At 70.7% G+C, this 22,500-nt stretch carries 17 protein-coding genes; 7 read left to right on the top strand and 10 right to left on the bottom strand.

Features of this window, described 5'->3' with window-relative positions:
• Positions 1-8: 8 nt before the first annotated feature.
• Positions 9-443 carry a hypothetical protein gene (locus tag KF837_27385; GenBank protein MBX3231075.1) on the bottom strand — a complete coding sequence of 145 codons (435 nt, stop codon included), beginning with the start codon at positions 441-443 and terminating at the stop codon, positions 9-11.
• Between the two features lie 41 nt (positions 444-484).
• Here KF837_27385 and KF837_27380 point away from each other — a divergent pair, with 41 nt between their 5' ends.
• On the top strand, positions 485-1,252 hold the full coding sequence (locus KF837_27380) for an SDR family oxidoreductase (protein MBX3231074.1): 768 nt from the start codon (positions 485-487) through the stop codon (positions 1,250-1,252).
• Here KF837_27380 and KF837_27375 read toward each other — a convergent pair.
• Genes KF837_27375 through KF837_27365 form a run of 3 tightly spaced genes read right to left on the bottom strand, consistent with a single transcriptional unit; the run spans position 1,227 to position 8,479 of the window.
• Positions 1,227-5,285 carry a hypothetical protein gene (locus KF837_27375; GenBank protein ID MBX3231073.1) on the bottom strand — a complete coding sequence of 1,353 codons (4,059 nt, stop codon included), beginning with the start codon at positions 5,283-5,285 and terminating at the stop codon, positions 1,227-1,229. The two genes, KF837_27380 and KF837_27375, sit on opposite strands and share 26 nt — an antisense overlap.
• A gap of 52 nt (positions 5,286-5,337) precedes the next feature.
• Positions 5,338-7,044, bottom strand: a complete 1,707-nt coding sequence (locus KF837_27370; protein ID MBX3231072.1) for a PEGA domain-containing protein — start codon at positions 7,042-7,044, stop codon at positions 5,338-5,340.
• Between the two features lie 25 nt (positions 7,045-7,069).
• Entirely contained in the window at positions 7,070-8,479 is a 1,410-nt protein-coding gene (locus tag KF837_27365) for a serine/threonine protein kinase (GenBank protein MBX3231071.1), read from the bottom strand.
• Between the two features lie 146 nt (positions 8,480-8,625).
• Between KF837_27365 and KF837_27360 the strand changes: the two genes are divergently transcribed.
• A complete protein-coding gene (locus KF837_27360) occupies positions 8,626-9,447 on the top strand; it encodes a hypothetical protein (GenBank protein MBX3231070.1) in 822 nt (273 codons plus the stop codon).
• Positions 9,448-9,786: 339 nt separating this feature from the next.
• On the opposite strand, the gene KF837_27355 is transcribed toward KF837_27360, so the two are convergent.
• Together KF837_27355 and KF837_27350 are read right to left on the bottom strand one after the other, a co-directional pair.
• Complete coding sequence (locus KF837_27355; protein ID MBX3231069.1) at positions 9,787-11,175, bottom strand: FHA domain-containing protein; 1,389 nt, start codon at positions 11,173-11,175, stop codon at positions 9,787-9,789.
• A 46-nt stretch (positions 11,176-11,221) separates the two neighbouring features.
• On the bottom strand, positions 11,222-12,709 hold the full coding sequence (locus KF837_27350; protein ID MBX3231068.1) for a DUF2083 domain-containing protein: 1,488 nt from the start codon (positions 12,707-12,709) through the stop codon (positions 11,222-11,224).
• Positions 12,710-12,829: 120 nt separating this feature from the next.
• On the opposite strand from KF837_27350, the gene aceB reads away from it, so the two are divergent.
• On the top strand, positions 12,830-14,404 hold the full coding sequence (aceB, locus tag KF837_27345) for a malate synthase A (GenBank protein MBX3231067.1): 1,575 nt from the start codon (positions 12,830-12,832) through the stop codon (positions 14,402-14,404).
• The gene (gene aceA / locus KF837_27340; GenBank protein ID MBX3231066.1) at positions 14,401-15,681 is read left to right on the top strand and encodes an isocitrate lyase; all 1,281 of its coding nucleotides are present in this window, start codon (positions 14,401-14,403) and stop codon (positions 15,679-15,681) included. Before aceB ends, aceA begins: the two co-directional genes overlap by 4 nt.
• A gap of 10 nt (positions 15,682-15,691) precedes the next feature.
• Here the strand turns inward: aceA and KF837_27335 are convergent, their stop codons facing one another.
• A complete protein-coding gene (locus KF837_27335) occupies positions 15,692-16,792 on the bottom strand; it encodes an SH3 domain-containing protein (protein MBX3231065.1) in 1,101 nt (366 codons plus the stop codon).
• A gap of 286 nt (positions 16,793-17,078) precedes the next feature.
• On the opposite strand from KF837_27335, the gene KF837_27330 reads away from it, so the two are divergent.
• Both KF837_27330 and KF837_27325 read left to right on the top strand, forming a co-directional pair.
• The gene (locus tag KF837_27330) at positions 17,079-17,495 is read left to right on the top strand and encodes a hypothetical protein (GenBank protein ID MBX3231064.1); all 417 of its coding nucleotides are present in this window, start codon (positions 17,079-17,081) and stop codon (positions 17,493-17,495) included.
• A gap of 14 nt (positions 17,496-17,509) precedes the next feature.
• Positions 17,510-17,998, top strand: a complete 489-nt coding sequence (locus tag KF837_27325) for a thioredoxin family protein (protein MBX3231063.1) — start codon at positions 17,510-17,512, stop codon at positions 17,996-17,998.
• A gap of 2 nt (positions 17,999-18,000) precedes the next feature.
• Here KF837_27325 and KF837_27320 read toward each other — a convergent pair whose 3' ends face one another.
• Both KF837_27320 and KF837_27315 read right to left on the bottom strand, forming a co-directional pair.
• Complete coding sequence (locus tag KF837_27320; protein MBX3231062.1) at positions 18,001-19,209, bottom strand: hypothetical protein; 1,209 nt, start codon at positions 19,207-19,209, stop codon at positions 18,001-18,003.
• A 297-nt stretch (positions 19,210-19,506) separates the two neighbouring features.
• Positions 19,507-20,574, bottom strand: coding sequence for a hypothetical protein (locus KF837_27315; protein MBX3231061.1), 1,068 nt, complete (start codon positions 20,572-20,574; stop codon positions 19,507-19,509).
• A 122-nt stretch (positions 20,575-20,696) separates the two neighbouring features.
• On the opposite strand from KF837_27315, the gene KF837_27310 reads away from it, so the two are divergent.
• Positions 20,697-21,728, top strand: coding sequence for a ketoacyl-ACP synthase III (locus KF837_27310; GenBank protein MBX3231060.1), 1,032 nt, complete (start codon positions 20,697-20,699; stop codon positions 21,726-21,728).
• A 3-nt stretch (positions 21,729-21,731) separates the two neighbouring features.
• On the opposite strand, the gene KF837_27305 is transcribed toward KF837_27310, so the two are convergent.
• Positions 21,732-22,493: a hypothetical protein gene (locus KF837_27305; GenBank protein MBX3231059.1), complete on the bottom strand. Its 762-nt coding sequence runs from the start codon at positions 22,491-22,493 to the stop codon at positions 21,732-21,734.
• Positions 22,494-22,500: the final 7 nt, after the last annotated feature.

Genomic DNA, 22,500 nt, shown 5'->3' with positions numbered 1-22,500 from the left:
TCACGGACTCAGGAGTCGAGCGCCTTCGTCTTGTCGAGGAGGCTCGGGAGCTCGCCCTTGAGGCGCCGCTGCCAGTCGCGGCTCTCCGCGACGTGGGCGCCTTCGGGGAGGACCTCGCGGTAGCGATCGAGCCGCGCGAGCGCCTTCTTCAGGTCGGTCTTCGCCTCCGCGCGGGCGCACGCGAGGGCGGCGCTGAAGTAGGCGTCGTCGAGCAAGAACGGGTCGAGCTCCTTCTCCGCGACGTTCTTCGCGATCGCCTGCTCGAAGTCGGCGACCGCTTCGGCGTGTCGCTCGAGGAGGTCGTACGCGGTCGCGCGATCGACGAGCGGCTCGGGGCCGGCGTCGCCGCCCGCGATCGCCTCGGACGCGGCCGTGACCGCCTCCTCGTACTCCCCGTCTTCGATGTGCTTCTTCGCGAACGACATTCCGTAGCGGCCGGCCATGGCGGGGGACGCTAGCACGGCTCTCGTCTACGCTCGCGCGCATGAAGTCGATCTTCGTCACAGGCGCGGCCTCGGGCATCGGCCGCGCGAGCGCGCTCCTCTTCGGCCGCCGCGGCTTCGCGGTCGGGTGCTGGGACATCGACGTCGAGGGCGCGCGCAAGACGGCGGAGTCGCTCCCGAACGCATCGCACGGCCGCATCGACGTCGCGAACGAGGAGTCGTGGACCGCGGCCGTCGCCGACTTCGAGTCCGCGTACGGCCGGATGGACGTCCTCTTCAACTGCGCGGGCATCCTGCGGATGGGCCGCTTCGAGGACGTCGCGCCGGCGGAGTGCCGGAAGCAGCTCGAGGTGAACGTGATGGGCGTCATCCTCGGGATCCAGCGGAGCCTGCCGCTCCTCGAGCGCACGGCGCGGGCCCACGGCTCGAGCGCGATCGTGAACATGTCGAGCGCGTCGGCCGTCTACGGGCAACCCGAGCTCGCCGCGTACTCCGCGACGAAGTTCGCCGTCCGCGCGCTCACGGAGGCGCTCGACATCGAGCTCCGCCCCCGCGGCGTGCGCGTCTGCGACGTGATGCCGAGCTACGTCGACACGCCGATGGTCTCGTCGCAGACGCACCGCTCGAAGACGCTCGACCGCTTCGGCGTCAAGCTCACCGCCGACGACGTCGCCGAGGTCGTATGGAAGGCGGCCCACGGTCGCGGCCTCCACCACGTCCCCCAACCCGACGTCGCCCTCCTCGGCCGCCTCGGCGGCCTCCTCCCGAGCGTGAGCCGCGCCATCATGCACCGCCTCGCCCGCCGGTAGCGCGCGCTCGCGGCCGACTGCGGCGCAGCGCGGTGAGGAGGGCCGCCGCGAGCCACGCGAGCTCGGCGCGCGAGGCGCTGCCCGCCGGCGCGGCGCGGCAGGTGCAGCCGCCTGTGTCGGCCTGCGGCGGGGGCTCGACGCACTTGCCGTCGACGTCGCAGACGAAGCCGGTCACGCAGTCGGCGACGGACTTGCATGGGTTCACGCAGCTCGAGCCCGCGCACGCGTAGGGCGTGCAGTCGGTCACGAGGCCGCTCGGCGCCTTGATCGTCTTCGTGTCGATGCACGTCGGCGCCGTGAGCGGCTCGCACCTCCCGCCCGGCAGGCAGACGTTCGGGCGCGCGCACGCGATGTCGCTCTCGCACGACGTCGGGCATTGGTCGCTCTTGCCGTCGCACGCGAAGGGGACGCAGTTCACCGGCGCGGTGCCGGCGAGGAGCGCCGTGCACGTGCCGGGCGCCTCCTTCGACTTGCACGTGTTGCACTCGCCGTCGCACGCGCGGTCGCAGCACACGCCGTCGTCGCGATCGCACACGCCGCTCGCGCACTCGCTCGCGGCTTGGCACGGCTGGCCGTTCGCGCGATGGCACTCGCCCGTCGCGCTGCACGAGCTGATGCCGCTGCAGCGATCGTCCTGCCCGCTCGTCACCAGCGCGCACGTGCCCGTCCCGCAGGCGCGGCACGGCGCGTCGCAGCGATCGTCGCAGCACGCGCCGTCGGTGCAGAAGCGCGTCGCGCAGTCGGCGTCGCTCGTGCACGCGCCCGCGCGCAGGCCGGTGGAGAGGACACGTGACCGCGCGCGCGCGACGCCGAACGGCGAGAGCGGATCGAGGCGCGAATACGCGACGAGCATCTCGCCGTTGGCGCCGGCGGCGATCGAGGGCGCCGACTTGTCGCCCCGCTCGAGCGCGATCCCGAGCGCGCTCGGCTCGCGCACGAGGCCGTCGCCGCGGACGAGCGCGCCGAAGACGTCCCATTGTCCGCTCCGCTCCTCGCGCCAGACGACCTCGAGGTTTCCGCCCGGCGCTCCGTCGCGCGCGTCCACCACCGCCGGCGTCTCGCGGCGGGACGCGCCGGCGGCGATCGGGACGTCGGCGCCGGCCGGCGGGCCGCTCGAAGGCACGCGCCGCCCGTAGATCTCGCCGGCCGCGCCGTGCGACCGGTGATCTTCCCAAGCGACGAAGAACTCCGAGCCGCTCCACGCCGCGCTCGGGCCGAGCTGGTTCGCGTTCCCTTGCGACACCGCGAAGCCGCCCGCGTCGCCGTCGCGGACCTTGCCGGTGGTGTCCACGCGCGCCGCGTACGTCCGGAACTGGACGCCGTCGCGGAAGTCTTCCCACGCGATCAAGAACGTCTGCGCGCCGTCGCCGGCGACGCTCGGCGCGGTGCTCGCGTTCGGGCCGAGCCCGATCCGCGCCTCGGCGCCGAGCTGGAGCGCGCTCGCGCCCACGCGAACGGTCCGCGCGTACACGTTGTCGGGGCCGTTCCGGCCGTCACGCCAGGCCGCGAGGAAGGTGCCGCCCGTGAACGCGAGCGCAGGCGCGGTCTGCTGGACGCCGCTCCCCACGACGCCGCTCACGCGCACGCCGGTCCCGTCCGCCGCCACCGGCCGCCCCGTCGACGGATCGACGCGGAGCGCGTACACCGCGGTGACGAGGCCACCGTCCGGCGGCGAAGGCGGACGGCGATCGGTCCACGCGACGAGGTACGTGCCTCCGCCGAACGCGATCGCCGGCTGGACGCGCCGGAGCGGCGACGCGCTCCCGGGCGGCGAGGCCGCGGCGACGAGGACGCCGGCTTGATCCTCGACCGGCACCGTCCCGTTCGCGCGCACGCGCACGCCGTACACGTCGCCAGGCGACGCGTTCCGCCAGTCCTCCCAGACGACGAAGTAGTCGGTGCCGTCGCTCGCGACCGCGGGCGCGAGCTCCGCGTTCGCGTGGCCGGTGATGACGTTGCGCGGCTCGTCGCGCGGCGCCGCCGTCGTCGGATCGACGCGCGTGCCGTGGATGTCCGACGGCGCGGTCGAGCTCTGCTCGCTCCACGCGACGTAGAAGCCCGCGCTCCCGCCCGCGACCGCGCTGCCCGTTTCGAGCACCGTCGCGGCGCCGATCGGGACGCCTTGCGCCGCCGGCGTGATGCGCGCGCCGTCGCCGCCTATGAGCGCGCCGAAGATCGTCGCCGGCGGCACCGCGTTCGTCCACGTCACGAGGAAGCGCGTGCCGTCGAACGCCACCGCCGAGCCGCGCTGCGCCTGCGCGCCGGTGGCGATCGCGATCGGCGTCGGGTCGAGGGACGCGCCGGTCGCGCGATCGATCCGCCGGCCGCGGATGTCGGGCTCCGGTCCCGCGGTGAAGTCGTCCCACGCGACGAGGTAGGCGCCGCGCACGGAGTCGTAAGCGATCGACGGCGTCGTCTGCGAGCCCGCTCCCGTCGCGACGGGGAGCGGCGACGCCTCGGCGTCCACGACCTCGCCCGTCGCCGCGACGACGCGCGCGCCGAGGACGTCGAGGTTGCCCGCGCCCGCGCGGTTGTCGGTCCACACGACGAGGCACCTCGTCCCGTCGCACGCGACGCGAGGGCGCGTCTGGGCCGACGGCGCCGCGGTCGCGATCGCGATCCCGTTCGCGTCGGCGGCGAGCGGAGCTCCGTCCGTGCCCACGCGGACGCCGAACACGTCGGCGCTCGGGTTGCGCCCGTCCTCCCAGACGACGAAGTAGCGCGCGCCGTCCCACGCCACGTGCGGCGAGCGCTGCGTGAACCCACCTCCGCCGAGCGCGAAGCCGCCCGCGTCCGCGGCGACGACCTGCCCCGTCGCCCCCGTCACGCGCGCGCCGTAGGTCTTCGCGCTCCCGTCGCGCGAGTCCTGCCAGACGACGAAGAAGTCCGTGCCGTTCGACGCGACGGCGGGGAGCTGCTGGCTCCCGCCCGTCACCGCGACCGGGACGCCGCTCGCGTCGGCGGCCAGCACCTGACCCGACGCCGGATCGATGCGCGCGCCGTAGACGTCCCAGTCGCCGTTGCGGAGATCGTCCCATACGACGAAATAGTTTCTACCGTCGAAGGCGATGGAAGCGTGTTCTTGCGTGGAAGGCACGCGGACGACGAAGGGCTCGTCGAGATCGAGCTCGGGACCGACGAGCGGGTCGAGCGTCGCCGGGAAGGTGGAGCGACGGACGACGTCCGCGGGCACGCGCAGCGTGATCGTGCCGTCGGCCCACTCCGGTCGCACGGGCGTGCGGACGCCGCGCGCGTCGATCCACGTCGCGGCGCCGTACCGGATCCCCGCGCCGCCGTCGCGGAAGAGGAGGCCGCGCTCGTCGCTCGAGGCGAACACGGCTCCGCTCGCCGCGACGCGCACGACGACGTCGCCCTCCGCGGCGGGAGCGCAGTCGAAGACCCAGCTCTGCTCGACGCCGCCGTCGGTCCCGACCGCGTGTTCGGTCACACACACGCCGCGCGCGATCGCGACGCCGCCATCGACGGCGACGCGGGCCGCACCCTCGCCCTCGCCCTCGCCCTCGCGCGAAACCGGCGCCGACGCCGATGCCGGCGCCGACGCTGATGCCGGCGCCGATGCTGATGCCGACGCCGACGCCGATGCCGGCGCTGACGCGATCGTCGTCGACAGCACGAGCGGCGTTCCGCGCGCCGCGACGGAGAGCGCGCCCGCCGCGTCGACGCGCGCCTCGTACGCGGACTGGCGCGCGACGAAGCCGGCGCCGTCGGGCCGGAACCGGAAATGCGCGCGCCGCATCACCGACGGGAGATCGAGCGCCGTCGCGACACCTTTCGAGACCGCACCTTCCGGCGCCACACCTTCCGGCGCCACACCTTTCGGCGCCACACCTTCCGGAGCCACACCTTCCGGAGCCACACCTTCCGGAGCCACACCTTCCGGAGCCACACCTTCCGAAGCGGGCGGGGGCGCGGGGGCGCGCTCGGTGTCGCCCGGCCGCGTCGTGCACGCGGCCGCGACGGCGCACACGATCGCCGCCCAGACCTTCGCCGTGTTGGTTCGTGCTGTCTTCATCGTCCCGCCGAATCGTCCCGCCGCATCGTCCCGCCGAATCGTCCCGCCGGCCTCAAAAGTCCCATCGCAGCCCGAGGCTCGGCGCGGCGAGCGCGATCACCGAGCCAGTCAGCTTCTGCGCGCCGTACGTCGCGAGCCCCAGCGGCGGCGCGTGCGTCCGTCGCTCGTCCTTCCACTCCGGGACGGAGAGCGCGAGGAGCACCATCGCCTGCACGCCGAAGCTCGCCTCGAAGCGCGGCAAGAACCGCCAGCCGACCCGCGCCTCGGGTGCAATGTACACGTAACTCGCGGTCGCCGACTCCTCCGCCGGCGAGGCCGAGGCCGCGCCGCCGCTCGCGGCGAAGGTGCCGGACCGCGCGGCCCGCACCGAGCCGAGGAGGATGCCCGAGTCGAGGCGCACGAGGAGCGGAAAGCGCGCGCCGCGATGGAGCCACGCCGCGCCGCCGAGCGTGGCGCCCGAGAGGACGACGCGGTTCTCCGCCGCGCCCTCCGCGCTCGGCAGCCCCACCGGCTGGAGGCGCGCCGGCTGCTGCTCGACGCTCTGGCGCACGTTCACGTAGCCCGCGCCGAGGCCGATCCCGATCCCGGAGCTGAATTCGTAGCCGCCGTGCGCGCGCACCGCCGCGCCGGTCGCGAGCGCGCGGCTGCACGCGCCGTCGCACGAGCCGACGAGGTCTCCGCCGAGCGACGGACCGAGCGCGAGCCCCGCGTCCGCGTCGAACACCACGCGCGGCGGCACCACCGCGCGCCACATCGGCGAGGTCGTGTCGCGCTCGAGCGGCACGGCGACGACCGCGCGCTGCCCGCTCGTCGTCGCCACGTCGCGGGCCTGGACCATGAAGCCCTCCGACGCGACCTCGAGGCGGTGAGGGCTCGCCCGCAGTCGCCCTTCCCAGACGCCGCGTCCGACGACGACGCCGTCGATCGCGACGCTCGCGCCGCGCGGCTCGGGCTCGACGCGCAGCACCGAGTCGAGCGGCTCGGCGTTGAGCGTCACCGGCACGGTCTTGTCGCGCTCCACCGGCACGCTGACGGGCTGCGTCCCGAGGTCCCCTTCCCCGCGCAAGAACACCGTGTGCGGCCCGAGCGAGAGCGGCCCTTCCCACGGCGTCTTGCCGACGACGACGCCGTCGACGATGACGTCGAGCGTGCGCCCGCTCTGCTCGGCGACGCGCAGCTTCCCGAACGCGTCGAGCCGGCGAAGCGACGCGACGACCTCCACCGTCTGCCCGCTCGCGACCTCGACGCGCTTCTCGAACGGGAGGAACCCCTCCCTGAAGACGCGCACGACGTGCGAGCCGACGAGGACGCGGAGCGGCGCGGCGGGAGGCCAGACGCCGCGATCGCGCCCGTCGACGAGGATCGCCGCGCCGGGCTCGGCCTGCTGCACGTCGACCGCGCCGACGTGCGCGCGAAGCTCGACGAGGTCACGCTGCGCCTCGCGTTTGTCCTCTTCCGGGAGATTCGGGAAAGACCTCAAAAGCGTCTCGAACATCTCGAGCGCCTCGTCGTAGCGGCCGAGCTGCTTCAAGCAGAGCGCCGCGTCGTACGTCGCCGAGCGCGTCGGATAGAGCTCGCGCGATCGCAGGAACTCCGCGAGCGCGGCGTCCCACTGCTGCGCGCCGAAGCTCTTCACGCCGCGCTGGAAATGCTCCTGCGCCTCCTGCTTGCGCGCGTCGTCGCTCGCGCGGGCGCTCGCCGGCGACACGACCGCGATGGCGAGCACCGCGATGGCGAGCCGGCGCAGAGGAGACCCCACGCGATGATGCTACACGCCTGCGGCGCTACTCGAAGTTCGTCTTGAGCCGGGACGACGGTGGGGGCGCCGGCGCGGGGGTGGGGGCGGGGCTCGACGGCGCGGACGAACGAGCGGCGGTGCGGCCGGCGCTCGTGACGGAGTGCGGGTGCGGGTGCTGCGGGGTCGGCGTCATCGGCGGCGCGGACGCGGACACGGACGCGACGGCGACCGCCGGCGGCGCCGGCACCTCGGAGGGCGGAGGCGCCACGCCGAGCGCGTCGTTCGGGACGTGCGCCGCGGACGCGACCGACGCGACCGACGCGCTCGGTGTCGCGCTCGGCGGGGTGCGGCCCCACGAGGCTCGGAGGAAGAACGCGCCGGCGCCGAGGCCGGCGATCGTCGTGACCGCGAAGGTGCTCGCGAGGAGCCAGCCGCGGCCGCGGCGCGGCACGACGACGGTGGGCTCCACGCGCGCGGCGCTGGTCGCCACGCTCGGGGCGCTCTCGGCCGCGAGGATGGCCTGCTCGATCGACGGCGGCGGATCCGACCGTCCGGTCTTCGCGAGGACGCGTGAGATCCGAGCCGCGGATCCGCGCGCGTCGTCGAGCGCGAACGGCTCGAGCGCGCTCGCGAGCTCGAACACCGACGAGAAGCGGCGCGCGGGGTCCTTCTCGAGGCACTTCATGATCGTCGCGACGAGACCGGGCGACAGATCGGGCCGCCATCGCTGGATCGGGATCGGCGGATCCCTGAGGACGAGCACGTAGAGCTCCGGCACGGCCGACGCCTGGAACGGCGTCTGCCCGCTGACGAGCTCGTAGAGGCAGACGCCGAGCGACCAGATGTCCGTCCGTTGATCGACGTCGCGCGAGGAGCGCAGCTGCTCCGGCGACATGTACCTCGGCGAGCCCATGACGGCGCCGGTCCCGGTCAGCTTGTCGCTCCCCTCGTGCCGGATCATCTTCGCGATGCCGAAGTCGAGCACCTTGATGAGGGGCTGTCCGTCGGCGCGCTCGGTGAGGAACAGGTTGGACGGCTTCAGGTCGCGATGCACGATGCCGAGGGCGTGCGCTTCGGCGACGGCCTCGCAAGCCTGAAGGACGTACGCGACGGCGAGCGGCGCAGGCAGCGGCCGCGCCGCGCAGAGCTCGCCGAGGTCCGTGCCGGCGAGCAGCTCCATCACCATGTACGGCGCGCCGGACTCGAGGCGCCCGACGTCGACGACCTTCGCGGCGTGGTCGCTCTTCAGGCGAACGGACGCGCGCGCCTCGCGGAGGAAGCGGTGGACGTGCTCTTCGTCGTCGACGTTCTGAAGGAGCTTCAGCGCCACGCGCTGCCCGAGCTCGATGTGTCGAGCCTCGTACACGACGCCCATGCCGCCGGTCCCGAGCGTCCGCACGATCCGGTACTTGTCCCCGAGCACGCTGCCCGGCTCTGCGACGTGGCCCTTCTTCATGACGCCCCGCTGCCACGATAGCGGGTCAGACCGCCGTCATGGATCATCGCACCCTCACCTACAGGTAGGTTTTACCCCCGTGAGCGTGTAGTTTTGCGCAATTAGCGCCGTGTTCTGCGCGGCACACGATGTGCGCCAAGGTAGGCATGATCGCCCCATCGCTTCGCCGCCTCACGCTCCTTCTCGGTCTCGCCCTCGCGGCCGCGCCTGCCCTCGCCGGCTGCGCGACGGACACCGGCGACGACGAGGATGTCGAGAGCGTCGAGGAGCCGGTCACCACGGTGACGAACGCGGAGCTCTCCGCCGTCGCGCGGACCCGCATCGACCCGAACCTCCGCTTCGACCTCCTCACTCGCACCGGCCAGAACATCATGCGCGCCTCGACCTACTGGGGCGGCGTGCAGGACGACTACCCGCGCTTCCCGAAGGCCCGCATGTGCGCGACCAACGTGTCGAAGGTGCTCTTCCTCGCGGGCATCACGAGCTACGACCAGGAGGGCGTCCGCAACCTCATCGCCGACGTCCGCAGCGGAGGCGGCGCGACCTACAAGATGCCGCAGAAGAAGGCCGAGTTCATCGCGAAGCTGAACACGATCTACGGCGGTCACATCCCCGCCGGCACGCTGCTCGCGGGCATGAGCATCCACTCGAGCAACCCCGGCGATCAGCACGTCGGCTTCATCGGCCACACCGATCGCGACGGCGTCGTCTGGATCTACCACAACAACTGGTACCGCCCGGACAACGAGGGCGGCGCGCGCAAGCCGCACATGGTCTCGGAGGCGAACCTCCGCCGCGGCTTCCCGCGCGAGTGGATGGCGACCCCATGGATCAAGATCAAGCGCAACGCGAGCGGCACCGTCACCGACGTCACCTCGATGCTCCCCGCCCTCGACGACATGGACCCCCTCAACAAGGACTTCCAGTCGACCCTCGCCATCCCGAAGGAGATCGTCGCCGAGCTTTGAGAGCCGCGAACGGGTCCCCTCCGGCGGCTCGTGCTCCGAACGGGCCCCCGGAATGCGACCGCCACAGCAGCGCGTACCGCCCGCCCCTTCGGCGGCTCATGTTCCGCGAACGGCCCCCGGAAAGCGACCGCCACAGCAGCGCGTAGCGCCCACCCCTCCGGCGACTCGTGCTCCGCGAACGGCCCCCGGAAAGCGACCGCCACAACAGCGCGTACCGCCCACCGCTTCGACGGCTCGTGCTCCGCGAACGGGGCCCCGGAATGCGACCGCCACAGCGGCGCGTAGCGCCCGCCGCTTCGGCGGGTCGTGTTCCGGGGTGGGGTCTTAGGGGCGAAGCCCCTAAACCTGCAGCGCCTCGAGCTGCATGCGCGTGCGGCCGACGATGATTTCGTCGCCGGCGACGAGCTCCTGTTCGCCCTTGATGCGGACGAAGACGCCGGTGCGCGAGCCGAGGTCCGAGAGGACGATCGAGCCGGCCTGCTCTTCGACGAGGCAGTGCTGATCCTCGACGAGCGGATCCGCGGTGAACACGAAGTCGCCGATCGCGGAGCCGATCTGCATCGTCGTCCCGCGCGCGACGACGCACGCGCCCTTCGCGCCGCCCTCGAAGAGCTGCACGACGCGGAACGACGAAGGCCACTTCGGCGACGAGTAGAAGTACGTCGGGCCCGGACCCGGGCCGTCGTTCGGCTCGGGGTTGCGCTCGATGAGGAGCACCTGATCGCCGACCATGAACTCGTCGCCGATCTCGAGCTCGACCGGCTGGCGAATGCGCAAGAAGACGCCGTTGCCCTCCTCGAGATCGTTCAGCCAGATGCGCCCCTGCTTCCAGTTGATCTCCGCCTCGCGCGGATGGCAGAAGCGCTCCGCCTCGAGCGAGATCGGCCCCAGCCGCCCGATGACCGCGTTCTCGCCCTTCGGCTCGTAGAACGCCGGACCGCCGGTGAGGCTGCGCACGACGTTGAGGCGGAAATACGACTTCTGCACCGGCGCCTGCGCGACGAGGCGCGAGAGCTCCGACGTGTCCGCGACCGGCGGCGGAGGCGCGGGCGGCGGGATCGAGCGCGCGGCCGGCGCGGCCTCGACGCGCTCCTCCTTCTTCGTCGCGAGCTTCTCCGCCGTGCGCGGCGGCTCCTCCAGCGTGTGCATGCCGCCGATCGCGCGGCCGGCGATGACCTCGTCGAACTTGCCCTCGCGCAGCATGAGGGCCATCTCCATGTGCTGGCCCTTCATCAGCGCGCGCACGAACTTCGCGACGTCGTCGCGCTTCACCTCGCTCGCGTAGATGCGCTTGTGGCTCTTGATGATGCGGCCGCCGTCCGCGAAGAGGTGCGTGATGATGTGCGGCTTGTCGAGGCCGGAGTCCTCCGTCTGGATGTGGAAGACGAGGCCGTTGTACTTGACGTTGTTGTTGAAGCCGACCTGCGCGCGAATGAAGTTCGGGCGGACGATCTGCTTCTCGAGCTTCGCGATCTCGTCGGCGGTCCACGTCGCGATCGCTTGCTCGAGCGGCGCGTGGTCCTTCGCCGCGATGCCTTCCATGCGCTCGAACGCGAGCTGCGCGAGCTGCGACCCCGGATCGAGACGGAACGCCTCCGCAAGGAGCTCCTGCCCCTCCTTGTCGTTCGGCCCGTTCGCCGCCCACGCACAGAGGAGGGCGACCGCTTCGTCGCGTCTCTCTTTTCCTGCTAGCCAGCGCCCGACTTTGGCCGCCGAAGTCCGAGACATGTCCGCGTCATCATCGACGGCGCATCATCCCGGCGCAAGGCCCATTTTACCGTGGCTGGATCGGCGCATAGAGCGACACGCCGCGCACGTTCTGATCGACCCGGAGCGGCACGCGGAGCGACGGCAACGCGCGCTGCTCGCAGTCGGTGCGCTCGCACAGCCGGCACGTGACGCCGACCGGCACGCACGTGTCGACGCTCGTGACGTCGATGCCGTCCGAATACACGAGCTCACGCGCGTACTCGACCCGGCAGCCGAGCCCGATCGCCTGGACGGGATGCTGCGCGTGATAGCCGCCGGAGTCCTTCTGGATCGTGCGCGCGAGGCAGAAGAACACGTTGCCGTCCGGCATCCGCGACACCTGGATGCGGATCATGCCCGGCGTGAGGAACGCGCTGAACACGTTCCAGCGCGGGCACGCGCCGGAGAACCGCGCGAACCGGATCCCCGAGGCGCTGAAGCGCTTCGAGATGTTCCCCGCCACGTCGATCCGCATCATGTGGAACGGCACGCCCTCCGCCCCGGGTCGCCGCAGCGTCGTCAAGCGATGACAGACCTGTTCGAAGCCGACGCGGAAGCGACGCCCGAGCACGTCGATGTCGTAGCGCTCCTGCTTCGCCGCCTCGAGGAACGGCGCGTACGGCATGAGCATCGCGCCGGCGAAGTAGTTCGCGAGCGTCACGCGCGCGAGCCCGCGCGACTCCTCGGTCGTGAGGCGCGCGTCGGCCGTGATCCGGTCCATCACCGCGCCCTGCGTCATCACCGCGATCTGGTGCGCGAGCTGGAACGTGCGGCTGCGCGTGGGCAGGAGCTCCGAGAGCACGAGCACGTTGCGGTTCGGATCGAAGCGGCGAAGGACGCCGCGCTCCGAGCCCCACCGCGCGATCTGCACCTGCGTACCGAGCTGCTTGTCGAGGTAGCGGACGAGCCCGGCGTAGAGATCGTCGAGCCCGAGCTTCGCCCGCGCCGCGATCTGCTCCGCCGCCGCCTCGAGCTCGGGGAAGTGGTTCGACGCGCGCTGGATGAGATCGGTCACCTCCTCGCTCGGGAGGTGCGCCGCCGCGGGCGCGGCCTCCTCGCCGTCGGAGAGGCGCGAGGAGAGATCGTCCGCCTGCGCGCGGCTCGCCTGGTACGCGCGGTAGAGCGTGAGCACCGCGCGCGCCGCGCTCGGGCTCGCCGCCGCCATCTCGCGGAGGTCGACCGAGGTGAGGTCGTGGTCCTCGAAGATGGGATCCGCGAACGCCTCCGTGAGATCGCTCATCAGGCGCGCGTCCTCGTCGGTCGCGAACGAGTGGACGTCGACCGAGAAGAGCTGCGCGAGCTTGATGAGGAGGTTCGCCGGGAGGGGCCGGCGGTTGTTCTCGATCAGGTTGAGGTAGCTCGGCGAGATCCCGATCTTGTCCGCGAGCTGCACCTGCGACAGCCCTTCACGCCGCCGCAACGCCCGCACTTTCGCGCCGAATTTCGGAGCCTCGCTGGTTTGACGCAGTGGCGTCTTGGTCTCGGTCGCGAGCGCCTGTGGCGGCCGTGTCATTGACATACTGTTACAACCTTACAGGTTGTCATTGACAACCTAAAACGCCTGTTTCTTGGCCCGTGCACTCCACATCTTGACTGCAAAGCCTATTACCAGCAAGGTCTAACACGTCGCATCATGACGGCGCCCATCACCCTCTCAGGAGCTCACGTCGACGGCCAGGAAGGGATCCTGACCGACGCCGCCCTCGCCTTCGTCGCGGACCTCGTCCGGACGTTCCGCCCCCGCGTGAAGGAGCTGCTCGCTCGCCGCGCCGAGCGGCAGAAGGCCTTCGACGGCGGGGCCCTCCCCGACTTCCTCCCCGAGACCGCGAGCGTGCGCGCCGGCGACTGGACGTGCGCGCCCGAGCCGGCCGTCCTCCTCGATCGCCGCGTCGAGATCACGGGGCCGGTCGATCGGAAGATGATCATCAACGCGCTGAACTCCGGCGCGAGCGTCTTCATGGCGGACTTCGAGGACGCGACCACGCCGACGTGGTCGAACCTGATCGAAGGACAGAAGAACCTCTTCGACGCGGTCCGCCGCACGATCACCTTCCAGCAAGGCGAGAAGCGCTACGCGCTGAACGACGCGACGGCGATCCTCTTCGTCCGCCCCCGCGGCTGGCACCTCCCCGAGAAGCACGTCCAGGTCGACGGCGAGATCGCGCCCGGCGCGCTCGTCGACTTCGGTCTCTTCTTCTTCCACAACGCGAAGGAGCAGATCGCGCGCGGCCTCGGCCCGTTCTTCTACCTCCCGAAGATGGAGAGCCACCTCGAGGCGCGGCTCTGGAACGACGTCTTCAATCACGCGCAAGACAAGCTCGGGATCCCGCGCGGCACGATCAAGGGCACCTGCCTCATCGAGACGCTGCCGGCCGCGTTCGAGATGGACGAGATCCTCTACGAGCTCCGCGAGCACTCCGCCGGCCTCAACTGCGGGCGCTGGGACTACATCTTCAGCTTCATCAAGAAGCGCGCGAACGACGAGTCGGCGCTCCTCCCCGACCGCGGTCAGGTCACGATGGACAAGGCGTTCCTCGACGCCTACGTCACGCTCCTGATCGAGACGTGCCACCGCCGCGGCGTGCACGCGATGGGCGGCATGGCCGCGCAGATCCCGATCAAGAACGATCCGGCGAAGAACGAGGCCGCGCTCGCGAAGGTGAAGGCCGACAAGCTCCGCGAGGTGACGAAGGGCCACGACGGCACCTGGGTCGCGCACCCGGGCCTCGTCCCGATCGCGAAGGCGATCTTCGACGAGCACATGCCGGCGAAGAACCAGCTCGACAAACGCATCGCCGCGAAGGTGACGCGCGAAGACCTGCTCCGGCCGCACGAGGGCACGCGCACGGAGGAGGGCCTCCGCCACAACGTGCGCGTCGGCATCCTCTACCTCGAGGCCTGGCTCCGCGGTCAGGGCTGCGTCCCGATCTACGACCTCATGGAGGACGCCGCGACGGCGGAGATCGCGCGCGCGCAGGTCTGGCAATGGATCCACCACGCCGCCCCCCTCGCCGACGGCTCCGTCGTCGACGCAGCGCGCTTCGAGACGGTCGTGTCCGAAGAGACGCCGAAGCTCGACGGCTCCGGCCGCCCCAAGCTCGCCGAAGCGCGCGACCTCTTCGTGCGCCTCACCCTCGCTCCTCGCTTCGAGGAGTTCTTGACCCTCCCCGCCTACGAGCTCGTGACCACCCAGGAGAATGCCCGATGAGCGCAGCCCGCACCGTTGAACTGCACGAACCCATCTCGGCCGAGCGCGAGGCGCGCTGGGCGGGCATCAAGCGCAACTACACCGACGCGGACGTCGCGAAGCTCCGCGGCTCGTTCAAGATCGACTACACGCTCGCGCGCCTCGGCGCCGAGCGGCTGTGGAAGCTCCTCCACGAACGCGACTACGTCGCCGCCCTCGGCGCCCTCACCGGCAACATGGCGGTGCAGCAGGTGCGCGCCGGCCTCGAGGCGATCTACCTCTCGGGCTGGCAGGTCGCCGCCGACGCGAACAGCGCCGGCCAGATGTACCCCGACCAGAGCCTCTACCCCGCGGACTCGGTCCCGAAGGTCGTGAAGAAGATCAACGACGCGCTCCTCCGCGCCGATCAGATCGAGCACGCCGAGGGCAAGGCGCAGCGCTACTGGCTCGCGCCGATCATGGCCGACGCCGAGGCCGGCTTCGGCGGCCCCCTCAACGCGTACGAGCTCATGAAGGGCATGATCGAGGCCGGCGCGGCGGGCGTTCACTTCGAGGACCAGCTCGCGAGCGAGAAGAAGTGCGGGCACATGGGCGGCAAGGTCCTCATCCCGACCTCCGCGTTCCTCCGCACCCTCACCGCCGCGCGGCTCGCCGCCGACGTCGCCGGCGTCCCCACCCTCCTCGTCGCCCGCACCGACGCCGACAGCGCGAAGCTCCTCACGAGCGACGTCGACGAGCGCGACCACCCCTTCATCCAGAAGGGCGAGCGCACGGCGGAGGGCTTCTTCCGCATCAAGAGCGGCGTCGACACCGCGATCGCGCGCGGCCTCGCCTACGCGCCGTACGCGGACCTCGTCTGGTGCGAGACGTCGACGCCCGACCTCGCGCAGGCGAAGAAGTTCGCGGAGGGGATCCGGAAGGAGTTCCCGAACAAGATGCTCGCGTACAACTGCTCGCCGAGCTTCAACTGGAAGAAGCACCTCGACGACGCGACGATCGCCAAGTTCCAGCGCGAGCTCGGCGCGATGGGCTACAAGTTCCAGTTCGTCACCCTCGCCGGCTTCCACGCGCTGAACTTCGGGATGTTCGAGCTCGCGCGGAAATACAAGGACGCCGGGATGGCGGCGTACTCCGAGCTCCAGCAGGCGGAGTTCGCCGCGGAGAAGGTCGGGTACACCGCCACGCGCCACCAGCGCGAGGTCGGCACCGGCTACTTCGATCAGGTCGCGGAGGTGATCTCCGGCGGCAAGGCGTCGACCCTCGCGCTCGAGGACTCGACCGAGAAGCACCAGTTCTGATCCGCTCCGCTCAGTCGCGGCAGCCGAGCGAGGCGTCGTTCGCGATCGTCCGGTAGACGACGCACGACGCTCGCTCGACCATGCTCGCCTCGGCGCCGTAGTTGCGGCCGTAGCGCGCGAGGAGCGCGATCGCGTAGCGATCGCCGCCCGGCACCTGGACGATGCCGACGTCGTTGAGCGTGCTGTACTGCGCGTAGTCGGGCGGCGGGAGCCAGCCGGCCTTGTGCATCATCGACGCGCGCGCGTTCGCGGGGAGGAGCGTACCCATCCAGCCGCCCCACCCGCTCCGCGGCGACCACGTCATGTACGTCTCGAGCTCGTCGGTGCGATCGCCGAGGAGCTCGCCCGCGTCGAGCTTCGAGAGGAACGTGATCACGTTGCGCGGCGTGAAGTAGTTGTCGCCGCCGAGGAGCCCCTGCTCGCGCGCGACGCGGCGCGCGCCGAAGCTCCAGTTCGCGGTGATGCTCTTGTCCATCCCGAAGACGTTCCAGTACGTCTCGTTGACCGCGTCGATGCCGCCCGCGCGATCGATCGCGGTGCCGGAGAGGTGGTTGTCCGAGCTCTGGAAGATCGGCCCCGCGATGTCGCCGACGCCGGCGCCCGCGCGCATCGCGGCCGCGACCCACATCACCTTGGCCGAGCTCGCCGAGACGTGGCGCACGTCGTCACCGGCGCCCGCGTACTCGCCGGTCGACAGGTTCATCACCGCGATGCCGAGCTCGGTGCCGGGCGATCGCCGCGGCGCCTCGCTCGCGAGCTCTGCGACGGCGTCGGCGAGCGATCCGATCGGCGCAGGCGCGCCCGTCGCGCGGAGGTACTCCTCGTAGGCCCAGCCCTCGATGCCGTCGTACGTGACGGGGACGAAGCCGTTCTCGTTGCCGCCGCGCACGCGCACGCGTTCGCCGCCGACCATGACGGCGAGGACGGCGTGGTCCGTCGACGGACCGCCGCGCAGGTTCAAGTGATCGACGGCCACGACCGCGTCCTGTCCGGCGGTGAGGTCCGACGTCGAGTCGCCGACGTCCTCCTCCGACGTCTGGGCAGAGCAGCCGGACAGGCATGTGACCGCCGAGAGGCAACCGGCGACGAAAGCGAGAGGAAGGAGCTTCATGTCCGCCGGGTCGAGCAGCTGTCGTGCCACATCCACCCACCTTCAGGACGACCCAATTTCGCGGGATTTTGCGCGTGCCGTTCGGATCGATCGCGATCCGTGAGGCGCCGGCTTGCTAGGATCGCGGGGTTCGATGTCCAAGACGGAGCGCCCGAAACCGCCGGACGAAGGGGTGACGCGCAAGCTGCGGGCGGGCGGGGCTTTGGACCTGCCCGACAGCACGGCGGCGAGGCGAGCCACGCTTCAGATACACGCGGCGGTACCTCCCCCCTCGAGCAGCGTCCCCATGCCGTCGACCGGGATCGAGATGGTCATCGTCGAGGAGTCGCAGGTCGCCGGCGGCGAGCGCAAGCCGTGGCGCGCGGCGGAGGTCTGGACCAAGCGGCGCGTCTACGGCCTCGACTCCACCTTCAAGTGCGTGGAGATCGTCGACCGCGAGAGCGGCAAGCCGGAGCCTGGGCACGACATGCTCGGCGCGCGGCTCGGCGGCGGCCGCCTCCGCGACAAGGACAAGGTCCGCTTCAGCTACCCGCTCCCGCTCCCGGGGATGGAAGCGATGTTCATGAAGGCGAAGAAGCACGGGTACACCTCGCCGGTCGAGCGCATGATCGTGCGCGTGCGCGTCCTCGTCACCTCGGCGGACGAGACCGCGCCGAGCTGGGACGAGATCGCGAGCCGCTGGTCGGAGCCGCCGCCGCGATGACGCGACGACTCGTGGTGCTGGCGCTCGCCGCCGTCGTCGCGTGCACGCGGACGGAGAAGGAGCCTGTCCCGGAGCCTCCGGCCAAGACGAGCGGCTCGCCGCTGGTCCTCGCGCCGCCGGGCGTCCGCATCGTGAAGGCGCCGGCGGGCGACAACGCGGCGACCCTCATCAAGGCGGAGCGCGAGCGCACGATGGCGGAGAGCCGCGACCTCCTCGTCTACGTGGGGGCCAAGTGGTGCGAGCCCTGCCAGCGCTTCCATCACGCGGCAGCGGAGGGGAAGCTCGACAACGAGTTCCCGAACCTCACCGTGATGGAGTTCGATCTCGACGTCGATCGCGATCGCATCGTCGCGGCGGGCTACGCGTCCCAGTTCATCCCGCTCTTCGTCGTGCCCGACGCGGACGGCCACCCGACCGACAAGCGCGTCGAGGGCGGCATCAAGGGCGAGGCCGCCGTCCTGGACCTGACCAAGAAGCTACGTCCCCTCTTCGCGCAGAAGTAACGTCACGCGAGGCCGAACGCCGCGACGCCGCGCGTGCGGAGCTCCTGGCGGAGGCGCGGCGCGGCCGCGTGCGCGTCGAGGAGGCGCGCGAGGAGCTCGCTCGCCCACTCGTCGAGCATCTCACCGCAGGCGGAGAAGTCGTCGCTCGTGCCGCGGAGGATGCCGCGCCACGCGTTCACCGTCTCGACGAACGAAGGCGCGACCTGCTCGCCGTTCCAGACTCCCGAGGCCTTCAGCGTCGCGGCGCTCGCGTCGTCGAGGACGTCGGGCACGCGCGCGTCGAAGAGGAGACCGGGGAGCAGCGAAGCGACGAGCGGCGAGCCCGCGCCGATCGCGACGTCCGCGAGCGTGCACACGAGCGTGGTGAACGGATCCTCGCTCGGCGGCGGCAACGCGCTCGACTCGTTCGCGCACGCCGGCGGCGCCACCGACTCGAACACGACGACAGGCGCCGCGCCCTCGACGCCGATCGCCGGATCGATCGGCGTGAGCTCCTCGACGATCACCGGCTCCTCCGAGTCCGCATCGGCATCCATGTCCATCTCCGCCGACCGCACCGTCTCCACCGGCACCACCGATCCGAACGCGCCCTCCAACGCGAGCGCGGCAGGTTCGACGACTTCGGCGACTTCGGCGACTTCGGTGGCGAGGACCGCGGGCTCGAGCGCCTCCGCAGCAGCGTCCGACAGCACCACGCTCTGCGCATCCGACGCCGCCGTCGCGTCAACGACGCACGCGGCGCTCCGTTCGACATGTTCGATCGCGACCTCGTCACGACTCGCGAGCTCGATCGGCGGGACCGCGAGCGGCAGAATGCGCTCCTCGCACGAAGACGCGGCGACGGCGGCTGCGAGCGGCGAGCGAGCCTCGCCCGAGCGCGTGCTCGCGAGAGCGCACGAGGGCGCGAGCAGCTCCTCGCACGAACGCGCGGCGATGGCCTCTGCAGGTAGCGAGAGATCCTCGCCCGAACGTGCAGTCCCCCCCTCCGCGATCGGAGAGAGAGCCTCGCCCGAACGCATGTCCGCGAGAGCGCGCGAGGGCGCGACGGACGGGAGCGGCTCCTCGCACGAACGCGCCGCGACACCATCTGCGAGCCCGCCCGACGGCACGAGCGGCAGCTCCTCACTCGAACACGCCGCGACACCATCTGCGAGCCCGCCCGACGGCACGAGCGCCGGCTCCTCACACGAACGCGCCGCGACCGACGGCACGAGCGGCAGCTCCTCACTCGAACGCGCCGCGACACCGTTCGCAAGCGTGCGTGAGGGCGGAAGCGGCTCCTCGACCGAATGCGCCGCGACAGCGAGCGTGCGTGCGATTGGTGAGGGCGCGGGCGGGGGGACGAGCTCTGGGGTTGGGGGGGACGTCGGCTCGAGGCAGACCCAGATGACGCCGCCGTGCAGCGCCGGGTTGTCGTTCGGGAACTCGGACGCGAGAAAAACTACATCCACCGACATGCGCCCACGTTAGGCGCATGCCTGGAATACGCCCAATTTTCGGCCGGCGGCCTACTCGGGACGCGGGCCGGCGCCCGGGATCTCGGCCTGGGCGGGCGTTTCTTCGCCGAGGAGCTGCATCGCCGGATTCTCGACGTCGATCTGCATCTTCGCGGGATCGGCGGGGAAGAAGACGTTCGTGAGCGTGATCACGGCGGGGTTCTTCTTGAAGTCGAGCCAGGCCACGGAACCGCCCAGGTTCGAGTCCTTGATCGTGACCTCGTTCGCGTCGAACACCGTGATGCCGTAGATGATGTCGTCTCGGCTCGTGATGTGATCGAACTCGGCGGTCGTCACGCCCTGAAGATGCGGGCCGCAGTGCGCGCCGCTGAAGGTCGTGTAGCTCACCTTCAGAGACTTCGGGCGCCCCTCCTCCGGTGTCTGGCCGGTGAAGTACGTCGAGACGAGGTCCTGGCCGTTCGTTCCCTTCAGCGTCGAGTCCGTGATCGTCGCCTCCGCCTCGGCGCCCTTCAGCATGATGCCTTCGTTCCCCTTCGCGTCGTACTCGAGGTACGAAGCTTCGAGCGTGCCGAAGACCTCGGCGACGCTCGAGTCGTACGGTCCGACGGTCTCCGGCGTCGTCGCGACGACGTGATCGAGCACGAGCTTCGAGCCCGGTCCGACCTTGAACGGACGCGACGCGTTCGTTATTTTGGCGTTTTTCACGATACAGGAGCCGTTCGCGCGCGTCGTCTCGTAGCCCGCGCCCTCGAGATCGAGACCGTCGATGTCGAGGACGCCGTTCTGCCCGACGACGACGCCGAGCCACTTCGCGCACGAGATCGACGCGTGCGTCGCCGCCGAGCTCACCTTCAGCGTGCCGCCGATGATGATCTCCGCCGAGTCCTTGCAGGAGAGCTTCGCGCCGGGCGCGATCTCCACCGTCGCGCCCTCGAGGATGCGGATCTTGCCGCCGAGCACGGTGCCGTCCGTCCACGTCACGCTCTGGCTGACGTCCCCGACGAGGCTGCCGTCGTCGACGGGCGGAGGAGTCGGCGAATCCTTCGGGTCCGACGAGGACGAGCAAGCGGTGAGAACGAGGAGCGAAGCGACGGAGAACGGAGCCAGACGCAGAAGCATGAGTGTGATGCTACCAAAACGCGTCGTCGTCACGCGCGGTTCCATGCGACGAATCGTGCTCGAGCTCGTCCGAGCTGCACACCTACATCGTATGCCTCCGCGCGAAGCGCTATCGTGCGCGCGTGCCGAACGCCTTCATCTCGGGAACCGGGTTCTACGTCCCTCCGCGTCGCGTGACGAACGACGACCTCGTCAAGGAGTACGGGATCGAGACCACGAACGAGTGGATCCTCCAGCGCACCGGCATCGAAGAACGTCGCTTCGCCGAGGAGGGCGTTCGCACGAGCGACCTCGGGCTCTACGCCGCCGAGAAGGCGATCGCGCGCGCCGGGATCGCGAAGACCGATCTCGACATGATCCTCTTCGCGACGCTCTCGCCGGACCACTGCTTTCCAGGCTCCGGCGTGTACCTGCAGAGGAAGCTGGGTCTCTGCGACGGACCGAACGCGAAGTTCGTCCCCGCGCTCGACGTGCGAAACCAGTGCTCCGGGTTCGTCTACTCGCTCGGCACGGCCGTCTCGATGGTGAAGTCGGGCGCGTGCAAACACGTCCTCGTCGTCGGCGCCGAGGTCCACTCTGCCGCGATCGACCTCACCACGCGCGGACGCGGCGTGTCCTCGCTCTTCGGCGACGGCGCCGGCGCCGTCATCGTCAGCGCGACCGACGAAGACCGCGGCGTCCGTTCGTGGAAGCTCGGCGCCGACGGGCGCGGCGCCGACGCGCTCTGCCAGAAGGTCTGGGACATCGGCCGCCGCCCCTTCCTCCCGCAGGACGAGAAGGGCCGCGGCATCGTCGAGCCCGACGTGATGTGGGCTCACATGGAAGGGAAACACGTGTTCAAGAACGCCGTGGAGCGCATGCTCGGCGTCTTGATGGAAGTCTGTCTCGCCGCGGGCTGCACCGGCGATCAGATCGATCTCTTCTGCTTCCACCAGGCGAACCTGCGCATCAACCAGTACATCCAGGAAGCGCTGAAGATCCCGAACGAGAAGATCGTCCACAACATCCAGCGCTACGGAAACACGACCGCCGCGACGATCCCGATCCTCCTCGCCGAGGCGGAGGAGAGCGGGAAGCTGCGTCGCGGGATGAAGGTCGCGATGATCGCCTTCGGCTCCGGCTTCACCTGGGGCGGCGCGATCGCCGACTGGTGAGCCTCAGGGCTTGAGGCAGGACAGCTTGATGATGTTGAGGAAGAACGGCTTGCGCCCGTTCCCGGCGAAGCACTCCGGCGCGCCGCCGTCCGCGACCTTGTAGCCCTTCTTGAAGCAGTTGTCGTCGAACTCGTCCGCGCGGCGCTTGCACTCGCCCGAGTCGTCCGCCTTGTCGAGGCAGTCCGTGTAGTCCTGGAACACGGAGCCCTTCACGTCGAAGCACGAATCGCACGACTGGCGAACGCACTCCTCGTACTCGAAGTACTTCTGACCGCAGGTCTCGTCGCGGCCCTTCTCCTTCTGGATCAGCGCGACGCAGTGCGGGTAGTTCTGCTCGTAGTAGTAGCGATCGCGGAACGTCTTCACCGGCCCGGTGTTGTCGTCACGCTCGATGCAGTCCGCGCAGGCCTTGTTCTCGGCGTGGAAGTCCTTGCACGACTGCGAAGCGAGCGTCTTGTCGTTGTCGAGATCGAGGCACCCGTCGAAGTACTTCGTGATCTGATCTTCGCTGCACGCCTCCTGCTTCGACGGCGACTTCCAGACAGGGTCGAATTGTCCAGGGAGCGAAGGCTTGCACTCCACCGGCGCTCCGCCTTCGGGCGGCGTCGCGCCGTCGATGTTGAACAGGTCGCGATCGGGGACGTCGGCGTCCGCGAGCTTCTGGTCGTCGAACTCGCTGGACTTGTCTTCTTCGCAGGCGACGGCGGTGAGGGCGAGCACGATGCTCGAAGCAATGACCGAGAAGATGGCGCGACGGTTCCGCATGAAAAGC

The organism is Labilithrix sp. (assembly GCA_019637155.1).
GTDB lineage: Bacteria > Myxococcota_A > Polyangia > Polyangiales > Polyangiaceae > Labilithrix.
Note: the sequence above shows the minus strand (reverse complement) of the source record. Positions and strands in the feature narration are given on the sequence as shown.